Raw genomic sequence first — 16,223 nt, 5'->3', positions numbered from 1 at the left:
GGACCCGCTGATTAAGAGTCAGCTGCTCTACCAACTGAGCTATGCGCCCGATCGCGTGGAGCGATCCGCCGAGGGCCACCAAGTCCGTCGGCGATGCGGGCTGATAGCAACCGGGCCGGAGGCTGTCCACCCCCCGGCCGGGCGGTTTCCGTCCGAAGCGAGCTTTCGTGGCTTCGCTCACGCAAGCCCGCTTCGCTCCCTCGTGTTGCCGCATCCTGTTCGACGGAGAACCGTGGGACACGTCGCGGAACGATGCTGAGAGCGTTTTCCACGATCTTCGGATCACGGAAAACGCTCCAGCCTCTTGTGTGGTCGCATTGTCTTCACGCAGGCCGGCATCCACCGCGCTGGACAATGCTCTAGCCCGTCGTGGCGTGCTGCGCGTGCAGACGCACGGCCGAGGCCGAGAGCTTGTTCAGCGCCGAGAGGTAGGCCTTGGCCGAGGCCACCAGCGTGTCCGGGTCGGCGCCGCGCGCCGTGACGGTGCGCTCGCCGGCCTTGAGACGCACCGAGACCTCGGCCTGCGCGTCGGTGCCGGCGGTGACCGCGTGGACCTGATAGAGCTCGAGCTGGGCGTCGTGCGGCACCAGCGCTTGGATCGCGTTGAACACCGCATCGACCGGCCCGTTGCCGTCGGCCTCCTCGGTGAGCGTGCGCCCGTCCATCGCGAGCTTCATCGTCGCGCGCTGCGGCCCGCGCGTGCCGGCGATGACCGAGAGCGAGACGAGGCGGATGCGGTGGTGCGCCGTGGCGAGGTTCTCGTCGACCAGCGCCTCGATGTCCTCGTCGTAGACGTCCTTCTTGCGGTCGGCCAGGGCCTTGAACCGCTCGAACACGTCCTGGAACCGGTTGTCGGACAGCTTGAAGCCCAGGTCTTCGAGCTTCGCCCGGAAGGCGGCGCGGCCCGAGTGCTTGCCCATCACCAGCGCGGTCTTGGCCAGCCCTACGGAGGCCGGCGTCATGATCTCGTAGGTCTCGGCGTGCTTGAGCATGCCGTCCTGGTGGATGCCGCTCTCGTGGGCGAACGCGTTGCGGCCGACGATCGCCTTGTTGAACTGGACGGGGAAGTTCGTCGCGTGGGAGACGAGCTTGGAGGCCCGGGTCAGCATCGTCGATTCGATGCCGGTCTCGTAGGGCAGCACGTCGCCCCGCGTGCGGATCGCCATGACGATCTCCTCGAGCGCGGCGTTGCCGGCGCGCTCGCCGATGCCGTTGATCGTGCACTCGACCTGCCGGGCGCCACCCGCGAGGCCGGCGAGCGAGTTGGCGATCGCCAGCCCGAGGTCGTCGTGGCAATGGACCGAGAACACCGCCCGGTCGGCGTTCGGCACGCGCGTGCGCACCGCCTCGAACATCGCGCGGTACTCGTCGGGCGTGGCGTAGCCGACGGTATCGGGCAGGTTGATCGTCGTCGCGCCGGCCTTGATCGCGGCCTCGACGCAGCGGCACAGGTAGTCGGTCGGCGTGCGCGTCGCGTCCATCGCCGACCACTCGACGTCGGCCACGAGGTCGCGGGCCTGCGCCACCGTCCCGAGGATGATCGCGATCACCTCGTCCTCGGTCTTGCGCATCTGGTGCGCCAGATGGATCGGCGAGGTCGAGACGAAGGTGTGGATGCGGCCGGACCGCGCGTGCCGCACCGCCTCGCCGGCCCGTGCGATGTCGGCGGGGATGGCCCGCGCCAGCCCCGCGATGGTGGCGCGCTTGGCCCGCCGCGCGATCTCGGACACCGCCTCGAAATCGCCGTTCGAGGCGATCGGGAACCCGGCCTCGATGATGTCGACGCCCATGTCGTCGAGCAGCTCGGCCACCGCAAGCTTCTCGTCCAGCGTCATGGTCGCGCCGGGACACTGCTCGCCGTCGCGCAAGGTCGTGTCGAAGATCACGACGCGGTCTTTTGTCGCCTGAGAAACGCTGGTCATCGAATGTCCACCCCGTCGCGGCGCGCCCCCCGCGTCTCGCGCTCGGGCGGCCTTCAAAGCCTGTATGCGGCCGTGCGATCCCCTGAAGGCCCAGGCGAACGCCCGGACGGCCCTCAGGGGCGGGTAAGCGGAAGGGCGAGGCGGGCAGGCGTCCGCGATGCCGCGGAAACGGCGCCGGCGGTGACGGATGCTGAGCCGGCGCTGGCCAAGGCGCGTCTCTACCTCCTGTCGAGCGGCCGATGCGCAAGCCCGCCGCACCGTCGATCGGACCCGGTGCTTATCCTTCCCGTGGGGTAACCGCAAGCGAGGCATCCGCGCCGCCGTCGAACCGCGCGCGGGCCTGCTGAATCTCGGCCTGATGCGCGAACGCCCAGGTGCCGAGCGCCATGACCGGCACCTCAAGCGAGCGGCCGAGATCGGTCAGGGCGTACGCGACCCGCGGCGGGATCGTCGGGAAGACGGTCCGCGTCACCAGCCCGTCCCGTTCGAGGCCGCGCAGGGTGAAGGTGAGCATGCGCTGCGAGATTCCGCCGACGATCCGCCGGAGCTCGTTGAAGCGGTGCGGCCCGTCCCTCAGGGTCATCACGACCAGGACGCTCCACTTGTCGCCGATCCGCGCGAGCACCGAGCCGACGAGGCGGCAATCCTGCGAGGCGTGATCCGGGGTGCCGGTCTCTCGTGCGGTATCCTGGATGTGCCCTGGTTCCAAGACTGTGCCCTCTTGCGGCCCGTCGGGATCGGTCATCTATAGACGCCGGTACGCTTTTGATACCGAGGACATCGCATGAAGCTCCTTCACGTCGACGGCAGCATCCTGGGTGCGCATTCCGTCAGCCGGACGGTGTCCGGCGCGATCGTCGAGCACCTGAAGGCGGAGAGGCCCGACCTCGCGGTAACGTACCGCGACGTTGCGGCCACGCCGCTCCCGCACCTCTCCGGCGCGTACCTCGCCGGTCAGCAGCCCAACGCGACGAACGCGCCCGACGTCCAGCACGACGTCGCCCTGGGCGGCCAGGTGCTCGACGAGTTCCTCGCCGCCGACATCGTCGTGGTCGGCGCGCCGCTGTACAACTTCACCATATCGAGCCAGCTCAAGGCCTGGATCGACCGCATCCTCGTGGCGGGCAAGACGTTCCGCTACGGCGAGAACGGCCCCGAGGGCCTGGCCGGCGGCAAGCGGGTCATCGTCGCCGTCGCCCGCGGGGGCCTCTACGGAGCCGGCACGCCGAACGCCGCGGCCGAGCACGCCGAGACCTACCTGCGCACGGTGCTCGGCTTCATCGGCATCACCCGCCCGGAATTCATCGTCGCCGAGGGCATCGCGATGGGTCCCGACGCCCGCGAGGCGGCCGTCGCCGGGGCACTGAAGGCCGCGCGCGAACTTCAGCCCGCTTGAGCCGGCCGACGCGGCGACGCGGGCACGCGTTCCCGGATCAGGCGTTCGCGGATCACCGCGCGAGGCGGAGGCGCATCGCACGAACGGGAAACGCCTCCGCGGGAATGAGCCGCGAAGGCGTGACGGCGCGATGAGACCCGAGGCAGGCTGATCAGACGGCGATGCGCTCCTCGGCGTCCATCGGCTCGCGCAGCACGTAGCCGCGGCCCCAGACCGTCTCGATGTAGTTCTTGCCCTGGCTGGCGTTGGCGAGCTTCTTCCGGAGCTTGCAGATGAACACGTCGATGATCTTCAGTTCCGGCTCGTCCATGCCGCCGTAGAGATGGTTGAGGAACATCTCCTTGGTCAGCGTCGTGCCCTTCCGCAGGCTGAGGAGTTCCAGCATCTGGTACTCCTTGCCGGTGAGGTGCACGCGGGAGCCGGCGACCTCGACAGTCTTCTGGTCGAGGTTGACCACGAGGTCGGCGGTGGTGATCACCGATTGCGCGTGGCCCTTCGAGCGGCGCACGATGGCGTGGATGCGGGCGACGAGTTCGTCCTTGTGGAAGGGCTTGGTCAGGTAGTCGTCGGCGCCGAAGCCGAGCCCCTTCACCTTGTCCTCGATGCCGGCCATGCCGGACAGGATCAGGATCGGGGTTTTCACTTTGGCGACGCGCAGGTTCCGGAGGACCTCGTAGCCCGACATGTCGGGCAGGTTCAGGTCGAGGAGGATGATGTCGTAGTCGTAGAGCTTGCCGAGATCGATCCCCTCCTCACCGAGGTCGGTGGTGTAGGTGTTGAAGTTCTCGGACTTGAGCATCAACTCGATGCTCTGCGCGGTGGCGCTGTCGTCCTCGATCAGAAGTACCCGCATCGTCGATCCCCAGCCCGGCCGGCCGTATCAGCGTTCGGACACGTCGCCGCTCTTCGTCCGCCACCGGCCTGTGGACGGACGCCCCATCGTCATTGACGTGAAACGCTATTCGTTAATCGTTAACAAAACCTGTTTCTCGCTTGCAAGGCTTCGTTTGGCCGCGCCGGCGTCTTCGCTCGGGCCGTTGACGGTCCGTTCTCACCGCCCCCGCCCAGCCCTCCCGCGCCGTGCCTCCGACCCTCGCCAAGCCCCTCGTTAAGTCCTTATCCCGTCACGACCCGCCCGTGGACGTGGCCGTTCGGCCACATCCGCGAGTCATGTCGGAGGCGCGTCCCGTGGCCCGCTCCGGCCCATGCGATCGGCCCGCTACGAGCCCGATGACCGCAGTGTTAAGGAGGGAGGTAAACGAACCGTTAGGGGTGCGGTGATGACGCAGGATCGAATCGGGTCCGCGGAACGGACGCTTGCTGGAATCCGCGCCGCGCTGGAGCGGGCCGAGCCGTTGGAGACCTACGGCCGCGTCGTCGCGATCCGCGGCCTCCTGGTCGAAGTCGCTGGACCGGTGGCGGCGATGCGGCTCGGCGGGCGCCTCGACGTGGAGGGCGCCGGCAGCGCCGGGCTGATCCCCTGCGAGATCATCGGCTTCCAGGGGGACCGCGCGCTGGCGATGCCGTTCGGCTCGCTGGAGGGCGTGCGCCGCGGCTGCCCGGCCTTCGTCCGCGACGAGGCCGCCGGCGCGATCCGGCCCTCGCCAGCCTGGCTCGGCCGGGTGGTCGATGCGCTCGGCCGCCCCGTCGACGGCCTCGGGCCCCTGAGGAGCGGCCCGGAGATCTATCCGCTCCGGGCCGACCCGCCGCCGGCCCATGCCCGCCGCCGGGTGGGCAGGCCCCTCGATCTCGGGGTGCGCTGCCTCAACACCTTCCTGACCATGTGCGCCGGCCAGCGCATGGGGATCTTTGCCGGCTCGGGCGTCGGCAAATCGGTGCTGCTGTCGATGCTCGCCCGCTACACCGCCGCCGACGTGGCGGTGATCGGCCTCGTGGGCGAGCGCGGCCGCGAGGTGCAGGAGTTCCTGCAGGACGACCTCGGCGCCGCGGGCCTCGCGCGCTCCGTCGTGGTGGTGGCGACCTCCGACGAGCCCGCCCTGATGCGCCGCAACGCGGCCTACGTCACCCTCTCGGTGGCCGAGCATTTTCGCGACCAGGGCTTGAGCGTGCTGTGCATGATCGATTCGATCACCCGCTTTGCCATGGCCCAGCGCGACATCGGCCTCGCCGCGGGCGAGCCGCCGACCGCCAAGGGCTACACGCCGACGGTGTTTTCGGAGTTGCCGCGCCTTCTGGAGCGCGCCGGCCCCGGCGTGGGGGAGGGGACGATCTCGGCGCTGTTCACGGTGCTGGTCGAGGGCGACGACCACAACGAACCGGTGGCGGACGCCGTGCGCGGCATCCTCGACGGCCACGTCGTGATGGAGCGCTCCATCGCCGAGCGCGGGCGCTATCCGGCGGTCAACGTGCTGCGCTCGGTCTCGCGCACCATGCCGCGCTCCTGCGATCCGGCCTACCTGCCGGTGGTGCGCCGCGCGCGAAAGCTGCTCGCGACCTACGCCGACATGGAGGAGTTGATCCGGCTGGGCGCTTACCGCGCCGGCGCTTCGCCCGAGGTCGACGAGGCGATCGCGCTGATGCCCCGGTTGGAGGCTTTTCTGGGGCAGGGTAAGGAAGAAGCAACGTCCATCGGCGATGGTTACGCACGGCTCGCAGAGATCGTGGGCGGTTCCTGAAGAGGGCGGCGCGGCGGGTTTTCGCGGCGCAGGGCCTTCGGGTGTTGCCAGGATCTCCGGCGTCGAGTGAAGTGAGCGTTCCCCATGAAATCGCGTGACACGCTGATCCGGCTGCGCCGCTTCCAGCTCGACGAGAAGCGTCGCCGCGTCACCCAGATCGAGATGATGATGGCCGACTTCCAGCGCATGGCGATGGAACTCGACCGTGAGGTCGCCCACGAGGAGGCTCGCGCCGGCATCTCCGACACCGGACACTTCGCCTACCCGACCTATGCCCGCGCCGCCGCGACCCGCCGGGACAACATGCGCCAGTCGGCGATCGCGCTCGAAGGCCAGCTCTCCGAAGCCAAAGCTGAGCTCGGCGAGGCGTTCGAGGACCTGAAGAAGGTCGAGATCCTGGACGATCGCGAGCGATCGGCCGAGCGCGCGGCGGAGGCGGTCCGCGAGCAGGCGGCGATGGACGGGATCGGCCTGTCGCGCGCCCGCGGCTGACGGGCTCGCCCCGCGGCGGCGGCACGAAACCGTCATGATCGCCTGACATCAGCATCCGCAGGCGGGCTCGGGAGGGCTCGCTTGCGGTGCGTCGCGTCCTGACGCATCAGGGGCTGTCCCCCGAGGCGTCGGTGTCCATGAAGAAGATCAGCGAATTCATCTGGCCGATCGTCGGCCTCGCCGCGGTCGCGGTGTCGGGCTACTTCCTCTACCAGGAGCTCAAGACCACGTCGCTTTCCGCGATCTGGACCGCGATCCTCGCGATCCCGCCACACCGCATCCTGCTCGCCGCGCTCTCGACGCTGGTCGCCTACGCGGCGCTCGCCTGGTACGACCGCATCGCCCTGCTCCATCTCGGCGTGAACCACATTTCGTGGCTGTTCGTCTCGCTGTGCTCCTTCACCACCTACGCGCTGTCGCACAATATCGGCGCCTCGGTGTTCTCCGGTGCCCTGGTGCGCTACCGGGCCTACACCGCCAAGGGCCTTTCGGCGGCGCAGGTCGCGGTGCTGGTGGCTTTGTGCTCCTTCACCTTCTTCCTCGGCACCATCCTGCTCGGCGGCCTGACGCTCGTCATCGATCCGAGCCTGCTGAGCCGGCTTCAGGGCAAGCTGCCGGGCTTCCTCACCGATCCGAAGGCGGCGCTGATCGTCGGCATCGGCATGCTCGCCTTCGTGGCCCTCTATGCCGCCGGCTCGATCCTGCGGATGCGGCCGCTGCATATCCGCGCGTTCAAGCTGGAATACCCGCGCCCCGGCATCATGGCGCGCCAGTTCATCGCCGCGCCGCTCGAACTGCTGGGTGCGGCCGGCATCATCTACTTCGCCCTGCCCGAGGCGATGAACCCCGGTTTCATCCCCGTGCTCGCGATCTTCCTCGCCTCGTTCTCGGTGGCGCTGGCCTCGCACGCGCCGGGGGGCCTCGGCGTGTTCGAGATCGTGTTCATCACCGCGATGAACATCACCGACGAGGCGCAGAAGGACGCGATCATCGCCGCGGTGATCATCTTCCGCATCTTCTACTTCTGGATTCCCGCCCTGATCTCGGTGGTCGTGGTGATCACCTTCGAGCGCGCGCGCCTCGCCTCCGCGATCGGCTCGGCGGCCAGGGGCAGCCGGCCGGCGGCCGTGCCGGAGCCGCCCGTCACCCTGCCCGGCCTCGACGCGACCGAGATCGAGCGCGGCCTGAGGCGGAAGACGGTGTGAGGGAAGGGGCGTTGTGGCACGCCTGCACTCTCTGCTCGCCATGAAGCTCCAGGCCCTGAGCAGCCTCGACCGCGGCACGCGCGACATGGACGACGCCCGCGCGCCGGCCGCCCATCTCGGGATCGGCGATGTCGAGGGCTTGAACGCCCTCTACGCCTCGATCTATGGCGACGCGCCGCCGGTCACGGCGCAGATCCGCTTCCCGGCCGTCGTGGCGGGTCCGCCGTGAGGCCCGCCACCCTGCACGAGGTCGCCCTGCGCATCCGCGGGGACGGCGACTGGGACCACCACACCTGCGAGTTCCTCGACGGGTTCTACATGGCCTGCGGCGAAGTCGGGCGGCAGACCGGCATGGTCGCCGAGGACCCCGGCCTCGTCGGCTCCGCCCGCGCAGACGCCTATATCGGCGGCGTCGGCGATCATCTTGCCCGCCGCTGGGGCCTGCCGATCCCCGGCTGGGTGCGGGACGACTCGCGCTATCTCACGACCGCGTGGTTCCTGCCGGACGAGGCGCCGTTGCGCAGCTGTCTGCTCTGCGCCAGCCCGGTCTCCTTCCGCGTGCGGCTGATCTTCACCGACCCCGACCCGCTCCAGCGCGCCCGGTTCCCCTATCACCGCGGCGTGCGCACCCTGCCGCTCGACTATCCGCCGCCCGCACTCACACCGAGCCCACCGTCCGCAGCCGCGCGCGCGGGTGGATCTCGGCCTGGCTCATCACCGGGGTCTCGCGGCGGAAACGCTCGATGATCGAGCGCACGAACGGCCGCGCCTGCACCGAGGTGACCAGCACCGGCATCTCGCCCATGCGGGCTGCGGTCTCGAAGCGGTCGCGTACCGTCTGCACGAACTCCGTGAGCTTGGAGGGCTGCATCGCGAGGTAGCGCTCGTCGCGCTCGCCGACGATCGCGTCGAGGAACGCCTGCTCCCAGGCCGGCGACAGGGTGATGATCGGCAGCATGCCGTCCGGTCCCTGATACTGCGCGCAGATCTGGCGGCCGAGGCGCGCGCGGACGTGCTCGACGATGTCGCGCGGGTTCTTGATCGCGCCGGCCACCTCCGCGATGCCCTCGACGATCGCGCCGAGGTCGCGGATCGAGACGCGCTCGGCGAGCAGGAACTGCAGCACGCGCTGGATGCCGGTGGTGTTGATCTGCGAGGGCACCACCTCCTTGATCAGGTCGCCGTGATCCTTGGGCAGCTCGCGCAGCAGCTTCTGGACCTCGACATGGTTCAGGAGCTCCGAGACGTGCGCCTTGATGATCTCGGTCAGGTGCGTCGAGACCACGGTGGCCGCATCGACCACGGTGTAGCCCTTGATCTGAGCCTGATCGCGCAACGACGCGTCGATCCAGGTCGCGGGCAGGCCGAAGGTCGGCTCCAGCATGTGCTGGCCGGGCAACTGCACCTGCCCGCCCATCGGGTCCATCGCCATGAACTGGCCGGGGAAGATCTGCCCGGTCCCGGCCTCGATCTCCTTCACGCGCACGACGTAGGCGTTGGCGTCGAGCTGCACGTTGTCGAGGATGCGCACCGAGGGCATCACGAAGCCTAGATCCGCCGCGAGCTGGCGGCGCAGCGCCTTGATCTGATCGGTGAGCCGGTCCTGCCCTTCCCCGTTCACGAGGGCCAGCAGCGCGTAGCCCATCTCCAGCTTGAGTTCGTCGAGCTTCAGGAGGTCGGTGACCGTCTCCTCCTTGTCCTTGGCGGCGGCCGCCACCGCCGCGGCATCCATCGGCGCGCCGTCGGCGTCGAGCGGCGGGGCCTCCCGCGCGGTCTTGGCGAAGCGCCACGCGGCGTAGCCCGATGCTCCCGCAAGCCCCAGGAACGGCAGCATCGGCATGCCGGGCAGCAGCGCGATCAGCACCATGACGCCGGCCGACATGCCGAGCGCCTTCGGATAGTTGGCGAGCTGCTTGCCGAGCGCCTTGTCGGCCGAGCCCTTCACGCCCGCCTTCGAGACCAGGATGCCGGCCGCCGTCGAGACGATCAGCGCCGGCACCTGCGAGGCCAGCCCGTCGCCGATGGTGAGCAGCGTGTAGCTCTTGGCCGCCGCGCCGATCGCCATGTCCTGCTGCGCGACGCCGATGATGATGCCGCCGACGACGTTGATGAAGGTGATGAGCAGCGCCGCGATCGCGTCCCCGCGCACGAACTTCGAGGCGCCGTCCATCGCGCCGAAGAACGCCGATTCCTCCTCCAGCGCGGAGCGGCGCGCCTTGGCGCTCTTCTCGTCGATCAGTCCGGCCGAGAGGTCGGCGTCGATGGCCATCTGCTTGCCGGGCATCGCGTCCAGCGTGAAGCGGGCCGCGACCTCGGCGATTCGCCCTGAGCCCTTGGTGATCACGACGAAGTTCACGATGATCAGGATCGCGAACACGATGATCCCGATGACGAAGTTGCCGCCCATCACGAAGTTGCCGAACGCCTCGATGACGTGGCCGGCGGCCGCCGTGCCCTCGTGGCCGTGGCCCAGGATCAGCCGCGTCGAGGCGAGGTTGAGCGCCAGCCGCAGCATCGTCGCGATGAGCAGCAGCGTCGGGAAGACGGTGAACTCGAGCGGGTTGTCGATGAACAGCCCCGTCATCATGATCAGCACGGACATGATGATCGACACGGCGAGCAGCAGGTCGAGCAGCATCGACGGCAGCGGGAAGATCAGCACCGCGAGGATGCCCATCACCGCGGTGGCGAAGAACAGGTCGGTGCGCTTCGACAGCGCGTCGAGGCTCGCGCGGTTCGGCATCGTGAAGCCGCCGAGCGCCGAAAGCCCGCCCGTCCGTCCCGGCACGCTCGCCATCTCGCTCATGCCCGGCCGCCCATGCCCACCGCTCCCGCCCGCGACGGGCGGACCCGGCAAGATGTGCCGAGCGGATGGTTAGCGCCGCCTTAACGCCTGCGCCCAGGCTGGAACCCGGCGCCGAGCCCGCGGCTTGAACCGGCTCCACGCCCGATCCGGATGCGAGGCCTTCACCGATCGGGCGCCGCCATCGTCACCGGTGCCGCACGCGGCTCCGTGAAAGCTCGAGACAACGGAGGAAGACCATGGCGACACGCGCCATCACCGCCCTGTTCGACGGTTACGACGCGGCCGCCCGCGCGGTCGACACCCTCGAAGCGGAGGGCATCCCGAACGGCGACATCAGCATCGTCGCCAACAACGCCGAGGACCGGCATGCGGGCCGCATCGCGTCCCTCGGTGCAGCCGCGCAATCGCGCGCTTCGAGCGAGAGCGAGGCCGGCGACGGGGCCGGCACCGGCGCGACGCTCGGCACGGTACTCGGCGGCGGCGCCGGCCTTCTCGCCGGCCTCGGCCTCCTCGCGATCCCGGGGGTCGGCCCGGTGGTGGCGGCGGGATGGCTCGTCGCGACCGTGACGGGGGCCGGCGTAGGCGCGGCCGCCGGCGGCCTGCTCGGCGGTCTCACCGGCGCGGGCCTGAGCCCGCACGAGGCGGAGACCTACGCCGAGGGCGTGCGCCGCGGCGGCACGCTCGTCACGGCCCGGGTCGAGGACGGCCACGCCGACCGCGTCCTGGCGATCCTCGACCGGCACGGCTCGATCGACCTCGACGAGCGGGCGCAGGGCTGGCGGGCGCAGGGCTGGACCGGCGGCACCATCGGACCCGTGGCGGGTGCGGCGACGAGCGAGATCGGCTCGACAGCCGTGGGCGCCGCGGCCTCGACCACCACGGGCCTCGACACCGAGAGCGGCCACACCCTGCTTACCCTCGAAGAGAACCGCACCGGCGCGGCACCCGTCCCGAGCCAGACCTTCGGGGGCGACCGCCGCTGAGCGAGCCCGGACGGTGCGGCTCAGGCCATCTGCTTGCGCGCGAACAGCGCGGCGGCGAAGAACACCGCGGCGCCGGCCGCGACCAGGCTGCTCATCAGCACGCGCCGCGGCTGGGTCGCGGATTCCGCCAGCACCGGCTCGACGATGGGACTGAAGAACTCGATCTGGCGCGCGGCGACCATCCGTGCCCGTTCGTTGGCCGCGATGACCTTGGCGTAGTATTTCTCGGCGTCCGTCCGCTCGTTGTTCAGGGCCTCGAACCGCGTCAGGGCATCGGAGAGCAGGCGTCTCTGCTCGGGGTCCTGGCTCGCCGATTGCCGCTCGATCCGGGCGATGTTGTCGTCGAGTTCCTTGATCTGGGCCTTCATGTCGAGGATGCGCCGGGATTCCGGGGCGAGGTCGCGCAGCGACATCGTGAGCTGCACATCGAGGTTGATCCGGGTCGCGCGCAGATCTCCGACCATCTTGAGGTTCGTCTCGTTGGTCTTCTGCGCGTCGAGGACGCCGTCCCGGTTGCGCAGGTCGCGCACGGCGAGACGGATCTTCGCCAGCCGCTCCTCGGCGAGACGCAACTCGCGGTTGCTCTCGGCGACAGCGTCGTTGCGGGCCGCCATGCTGAGTTGGTTCACCATCCGCTCGGCCTCCGCGAGGATGGCCCGGGCGATGGCGAGCGATTCGGCCGGATCGAACGCGCTCACCGACAACGACATGATGCCGGAACTGCTCGCGATGTCGATCGAGACCTGGTTGCGCCAGTACTTGAGGAACTTCTCGATCGGCTCCTTCGCATCGAAGCGGGAGAGGTAGTCGATCGCCTCGCGTCCGAACCAGTCACGGATCGGAAGCTTCGCCTGGATGATCTCGAGCATCGGCCGGCTGAGGACGTACTGGTGCGTGATCAGCACGTCCTGGGCGAGCATCTCCCGCGGGACGCCGGCATTGGTGCCGACCGCGTCGGGAGTCGCCTTCTCGGAACCGCCGAGCGCCGGCCGGATCGCGAAGCGCGCCTCGGTGATGAAGCGGTCCGAGGCGATCAGACCGTAATACACCCCGCCCGCGATCGTCGGCAGGACGAAGCAGAGCACGAACAGGATCGGCAGCCACGGATCGCTCTTCACGTGGCTCTGGTAGGAGCGGATGCCCTTCTTGCGGTCGGCGAAGCGGGACAGGCGCGCGATCTGGCGCAGCGACTCCGCCACCGCCTTGGACCGGTCTGCGGTGGTCAGCGGCTGGCCCTGGGGATTGCGGATCTCGACGTTCATGGACCTGCTGTTTCCGTTGCCCCTGCGGAGGCCACTTCCGCGATGGTCACGCGGCGGCGCGGCGAAACGATGTTCGTCCCATAGCCGTTCGTCCCGTCGCCTCCATCACGCGTTCAGGCGGCGATAGACCTCGATCGCGTCGTTGACGTCCTCGTAGATGATCGCCCGGCCGTTGAGCAGGACGATGCCCTGGGTGCACCATTCGCGGATCACCTCCATCGAGTGGGACACCATGATGACGTCGGCGTTCCTGCGGCGCTCGGCGAAGACGTCCGAACACCGCTTCTGGAAGCGCGCGTCGCCGACCGCCGTCACCTCGTCGATCAGGTAGCAGTCGAACGGGATCGCCATGCTCATGCCGAAGGCCAGCCGCGCGCCCATGCCCGAGGAGTAGGTCCGGATCGGCACGTCGAGGTAGCTGCCGAGTTCGGAGAAGTCCTCGACGTAGTCGAGCACGCGCTTGGGGTCCTCGCCGTAGACGCGCGCCACGAAGATCACGTTGTCCCGGCCGGTCATCGCCGGATGGAAGCCGCCGCCGAAGCCCAGCGGCCAGGACACCCGGAGCGCGCGCTTGATCCTGCCGCTCGACGGCTCCTCGGTGCCGCCGATCAGGCGCATCGTGGTCGACTTGCCGGCGCCGTTGATCCCGAGGATGCCGTAGCTGATGCCGGGCTTCAGCGTCAGCGACACCCGCTCCAGGATGGTGCGGCGGTGGCCGTCCGTCTTGTAGATCTTGGTGACGTTCTCGAAGCGGATCACCGCGGGCCGGACTCCTCGGCGCGGCCGGATCGCGGGCCGGCGCGCTCGCCCGGTTCGTGACCGTGGAAAGCGGCGAATCTGAGGATAGGCGCGGGCCCCTCAATCCACCGCCGGCGCGTGCAGCTCGGCGTTGGTGAACCGCTGCTGCTCCTCCATCACCAGGCCGGCGAGTTCGCGCTTGATCGTGTTGAAGTCCGACGAGGCCGTGTCGCGCGGGCGGGGCATCGCGACGAGCACGTCGCGCTTGATCCGGCCGGGGCGGTAGGTCATCACCAGGATGCGGTCGGCGAGGTAGATCGCCTCCTCGATCGAGTGCGTGACGAACACGATGGTCTTGGCGAACTCGGCCCAGATCCGCAGCAGCTCGTCCTGCAGGGTGCGCCGGGTCAGGGCGTCGAGCGCGCCGAACGGCTCGTCCATCAGCAGCACCGGCGGGTCGAGCGCGAGGATGCGGGCGATGGCCACGCGCTGGCGCATGCCGCCGGACAGGTCCTTCGGGTAGCGTTTGCGGAAGTCGCTCAACCCCAGCGTCGCGACGATCCGGTCGACGGTGATCGTGGCCTCGGGCTTCGGGACGCCCTTGATGTCGAGGCCGAAGCGGACGTTGTCCTCGACGTTCATCCACGGGAACAGGGCATATTCCTGGAAGACCATGCCGCGGTCGGGCCCCGGCTCCGTGACCGTCCGGCCGCCCAGGGTGATGCGGCCGTCGGTGAGCGGGGTGAACCCGGCAATCGCGTTCAGGAGAGTGGACTTGCCGCAGCCGGACGGACCGAGCAGGCACAGGAACTGCCCCTCCGGCACGGTCGCCGTGATGTCCTGCAGGGCTGCGACCGCAGCGGTTCCGGTGCCGAACACCTTAACGGCGTTCGAGACGACGATCTCTGCGGACATGGTCTCGTTCTAGCGTTCCAGGCCGCGATGCCAGCGCAGCAGGTGATCGTTGAGCCGGCTCATCGCGCCGTCGATGATAAGTCCCAGAATGCCGATCGTCAGCATGCCGCCGATGATCTTGTCCGACCACATGTACTCGCGCGCCTCCAGGATGCGGTAGCCGAGGCCATCGGAGACCGCGATCATCTCGGCGACGATGACGACGATGAAGGCGGTGCCGATGCCGATGCGCATGCCGGCGAGCACGAACGGGCTCGCCGCCGGCAGGATGACGCGGCGAAACATCGTCCACGACCCGGCGCCGAGGTTGCGCGCGGCGCGGATGTAGATCGAATCGACCTGCCGCACCCCGGCGATGGTGTTCACCAGCACCGGGAAGAAGGTCCCAAGCGCGATCAGGAACAGGGCCGGCGGGTTGCCGAGCCCGAACCAGACGATGGCGAGCGGGATGTAGGCGATCGGCGGGATCGGGCGCAGCACCTGCAGCAGCGGGTTGAACAGCGCGTAGAGCCGGTCGCTGGTACCGAGCACGAGGCCGGTCGGCACCGCGAGCCCGGCGCCGATGACGAAGCCCGACAGCACCCGCGACAGGCTCGACACCGCGTCGTGCGGCATCTCGCCGGAGAACAGCCAGGCGGCGTAGCTCTCCGTGCCCGGATCGTAGGGAAGCCCCGGCAGCAGGCCCGAGAACCACTTGACCGCGACCGCGCTCGGCGGCGGCAGCACGATCGCCGAGAACACGCCAACCCGGCTCAGCACCTCCCACAGCACGAGAAGCCCGACCGGGACGATGGCGCCGCGAAGCGAGGCGAGGCGCATCAGTTGATCTTCAGCTCGGCCTTGGCCTTCTCGAGCAGGTCGAGCTTCACCCACTCCGCGTCGCTCTTCGGCGGAGCGACCATCTTACCGAGGCCGTACTTGATCATGTAGTCGGTCGTTACCTGCATGTGGCCGGCGGGCATGTCGTAGGTGTAGCTCGCGTTGGCCATGCCGTCGCGAAAGTCCTGGCTCGTGAGCTGGCCCTTGAACACCTGCTCGCGGACGTACTTCTCGGCGAGCATGGGATCGTCGATGAACGCCTTGGTCGCCGCGACGAACAGCTTCAGCACGCGAGCGGCGACTTCCGGCCGCTCGTTGTACATCTTCTCGGTCATCACGAGCGGGCGGTAGGGGATGCCGATCGGGGTGTCGTAGGGCTTCACCAGCTCGACGCCCCAGCCGGCGCTGATGGCCTGCGTCGATTGCGGCTCGGACTGGCAGATCACGTCGATGTATTTCTGCGCCAGCGCCTGGTTCAGGTCGGCGTAGTTGTTGAAGTAGGTCAGTTGCACGTCCTTGCCCGGCCGCTCGGACCAAGTCATGCCGTGCTTGTCGAGTTCGGCCAGAAGCATCAGATCCTGCGCGCCGCCGCGGACGGTGGCGACCTTGAGGCCCTTGAGGTCGGCCGCGGTCTTGGCGGGCAGGTCCGGCCGCTTGAGGATGCGCACACCGCCGTTGGCGAAGCCCGCGACCACCAAAAGCTTCACGCCGTTGCCGCGCGCGGCCACCGCGCCGTCGGCACCGGAGGCCGCGATGTCGATCTGGTCGACCGCCATCGCCGGGTAGATGTCGGCGCCCTTGGCGAACTGCTTCTCGTCGATCTTCAGGCCGAATTTCGGCGCGATCTCCTTGAGGTAGGAGATCGCGCCGTAATGGGCGAACTTCAGGTTCCCGAGGCGGACGACGTCGTCGGCGCGCGCCGTGCCGGCGGCGAGGATCAGAAGGGCGGCGGCCGCGGCCGAGGCGCGCTTGAACATCGGTGTCCTCCGGGCGCAGGTCGTGCCGCCTGCCGCGTGACGGGCGATGGACGCCCGGCAGCCCATTGACTA

At 69.2% G+C, this 16,223-nt stretch carries 16 protein-coding genes; 7 read left to right on the top strand and 9 right to left on the bottom strand.

All coding sequences use genetic code 11. From position 1 onward, the window contains the following. Window positions 1-359: 359 nt before the first annotated feature. Both ACFE86_RS09075 and ACFE86_RS09070 read right to left on the bottom strand, forming a co-directional pair. Window positions 360-1,922 (bottom strand): 2-isopropylmalate synthase, encoded by a 1,563-nt coding sequence (locus ACFE86_RS09075; protein WP_375455003.1) that lies wholly within the window; start codon window positions 1,920-1,922, stop codon window positions 360-362. 277 nt (window positions 1,923-2,199) lie between these two features. After that, the gene (locus ACFE86_RS09070; protein ID WP_375455002.1) at window positions 2,200-2,631 is read right to left on the bottom strand and encodes a winged helix-turn-helix transcriptional regulator; all 432 of its coding nucleotides are present in this window, start codon (window positions 2,629-2,631) and stop codon (window positions 2,200-2,202) included. 75 nt (window positions 2,632-2,706) lie between these two features. On the opposite strand from ACFE86_RS09070, the gene ACFE86_RS09065 reads away from it, so the two are divergent. Then, complete coding sequence (locus tag ACFE86_RS09065) at window positions 2,707-3,318, top strand: FMN-dependent NADH-azoreductase (protein ID WP_375455001.1); 612 nt, start codon at window positions 2,707-2,709, stop codon at window positions 3,316-3,318. A 151-nt stretch (window positions 3,319-3,469) separates the two neighbouring features. Here the strand turns inward: ACFE86_RS09065 and ctrA are convergent, their stop codons facing one another. Beyond that, window positions 3,470-4,171, bottom strand: a complete 702-nt coding sequence (gene ctrA / locus ACFE86_RS09060) for a response regulator transcription factor CtrA (protein WP_375455000.1) — start codon at window positions 4,169-4,171, stop codon at window positions 3,470-3,472. A gap of 427 nt (window positions 4,172-4,598) precedes the next feature. Here ctrA and fliI point away from each other — a divergent pair, with 427 nt between their 5' ends. From fliI to ACFE86_RS09035, 5 genes are all read left to right on the top strand, one after another. Further along, a complete protein-coding gene (gene fliI, locus ACFE86_RS09055) occupies window positions 4,599-5,954 on the top strand; it encodes a flagellar protein export ATPase FliI (protein ID WP_375454999.1) in 1,356 nt (451 codons plus the stop codon). A gap of 84 nt (window positions 5,955-6,038) precedes the next feature. Next, a complete protein-coding gene (gene fliJ / locus ACFE86_RS09050; protein WP_375454998.1) occupies window positions 6,039-6,446 on the top strand; it encodes a flagellar export protein FliJ in 408 nt (135 codons plus the stop codon). A gap of 137 nt (window positions 6,447-6,583) precedes the next feature. Beyond that, on the top strand, window positions 6,584-7,651 hold the full coding sequence (locus ACFE86_RS09045) for a lysylphosphatidylglycerol synthase domain-containing protein (RefSeq protein ID WP_375454997.1): 1,068 nt from the start codon (window positions 6,584-6,586) through the stop codon (window positions 7,649-7,651). Window positions 7,652-7,664: 13 nt separating this feature from the next. Continuing rightward, entirely contained in the window at window positions 7,665-7,880 is a 216-nt protein-coding gene (locus ACFE86_RS09040) for a hypothetical protein (protein ID WP_375454996.1), read from the top strand. Then, the gene (locus ACFE86_RS09035) at window positions 7,877-8,398 is read left to right on the top strand and encodes a hypothetical protein (RefSeq protein WP_375454995.1); all 522 of its coding nucleotides are present in this window, start codon (window positions 7,877-7,879) and stop codon (window positions 8,396-8,398) included. Before ACFE86_RS09040 ends, ACFE86_RS09035 begins: the two co-directional genes overlap by 4 nt. Here the strand turns inward: ACFE86_RS09035 and flhA are convergent. Then, window positions 8,310-10,457: a flagellar biosynthesis protein FlhA gene (gene flhA / locus ACFE86_RS09030; protein WP_375454994.1), complete on the bottom strand. Its 2,148-nt coding sequence runs from the start codon at window positions 10,455-10,457 to the stop codon at window positions 8,310-8,312. The genes ACFE86_RS09035 and flhA overlap by 89 nt on opposite strands. A 236-nt stretch (window positions 10,458-10,693) precedes the next feature. Here flhA and ACFE86_RS09025 point away from each other — a divergent pair, with 236 nt between their 5' ends. Continuing rightward, window positions 10,694-11,440, top strand: coding sequence for a hypothetical protein (locus ACFE86_RS09025; protein ID WP_375454993.1), 747 nt, complete (start codon window positions 10,694-10,696; stop codon window positions 11,438-11,440). A gap of 20 nt (window positions 11,441-11,460) precedes the next feature. Here ACFE86_RS09025 and ACFE86_RS09020 read toward each other — a convergent pair whose 3' ends face one another. From ACFE86_RS09020 to ACFE86_RS09000, 5 genes are all read right to left on the bottom strand, one after another. Further along, window positions 11,461-12,702, bottom strand: a complete 1,242-nt coding sequence (locus ACFE86_RS09020) for a capsule biosynthesis protein (protein WP_375454992.1) — start codon at window positions 12,700-12,702, stop codon at window positions 11,461-11,463. Window positions 12,703-12,807: 105 nt separating this feature from the next. Then, a complete protein-coding gene (locus ACFE86_RS09015; protein WP_375454991.1) occupies window positions 12,808-13,461 on the bottom strand; it encodes an ABC transporter ATP-binding protein in 654 nt (217 codons plus the stop codon). Between the two features lie 99 nt (window positions 13,462-13,560). Beyond that, window positions 13,561-14,355 carry an ABC transporter ATP-binding protein gene (locus ACFE86_RS09010; RefSeq protein ID WP_375454990.1) on the bottom strand — a complete coding sequence of 265 codons (795 nt, stop codon included), beginning with the start codon at window positions 14,353-14,355 and terminating at the stop codon, window positions 13,561-13,563. 9 nt (window positions 14,356-14,364) lie between these two features. After that, window positions 14,365-15,174: an ABC transporter permease gene (locus ACFE86_RS09005; protein WP_375454989.1), complete on the bottom strand. Its 810-nt coding sequence runs from the start codon at window positions 15,172-15,174 to the stop codon at window positions 14,365-14,367. After that, complete coding sequence (locus tag ACFE86_RS09000) at window positions 15,174-16,151, bottom strand: ABC transporter substrate-binding protein (protein ID WP_375454988.1); 978 nt, start codon at window positions 16,149-16,151, stop codon at window positions 15,174-15,176. The genes ACFE86_RS09005 and ACFE86_RS09000 overlap by 1 nt, the downstream gene beginning before the upstream one ends. Window positions 16,152-16,223: the final 72 nt, after the last annotated feature.

The sequence above is a fragment of the uncultured Methylobacterium sp. genome, assembly GCF_964244095.1.
Classification (GTDB): domain Bacteria; phylum Pseudomonadota; class Alphaproteobacteria; order Rhizobiales; family Beijerinckiaceae; genus Methylobacterium.
The sequence above is the reverse complement of the archived record's forward strand: the minus strand, read 5'-3'. Positions and strand labels throughout refer to the sequence as shown.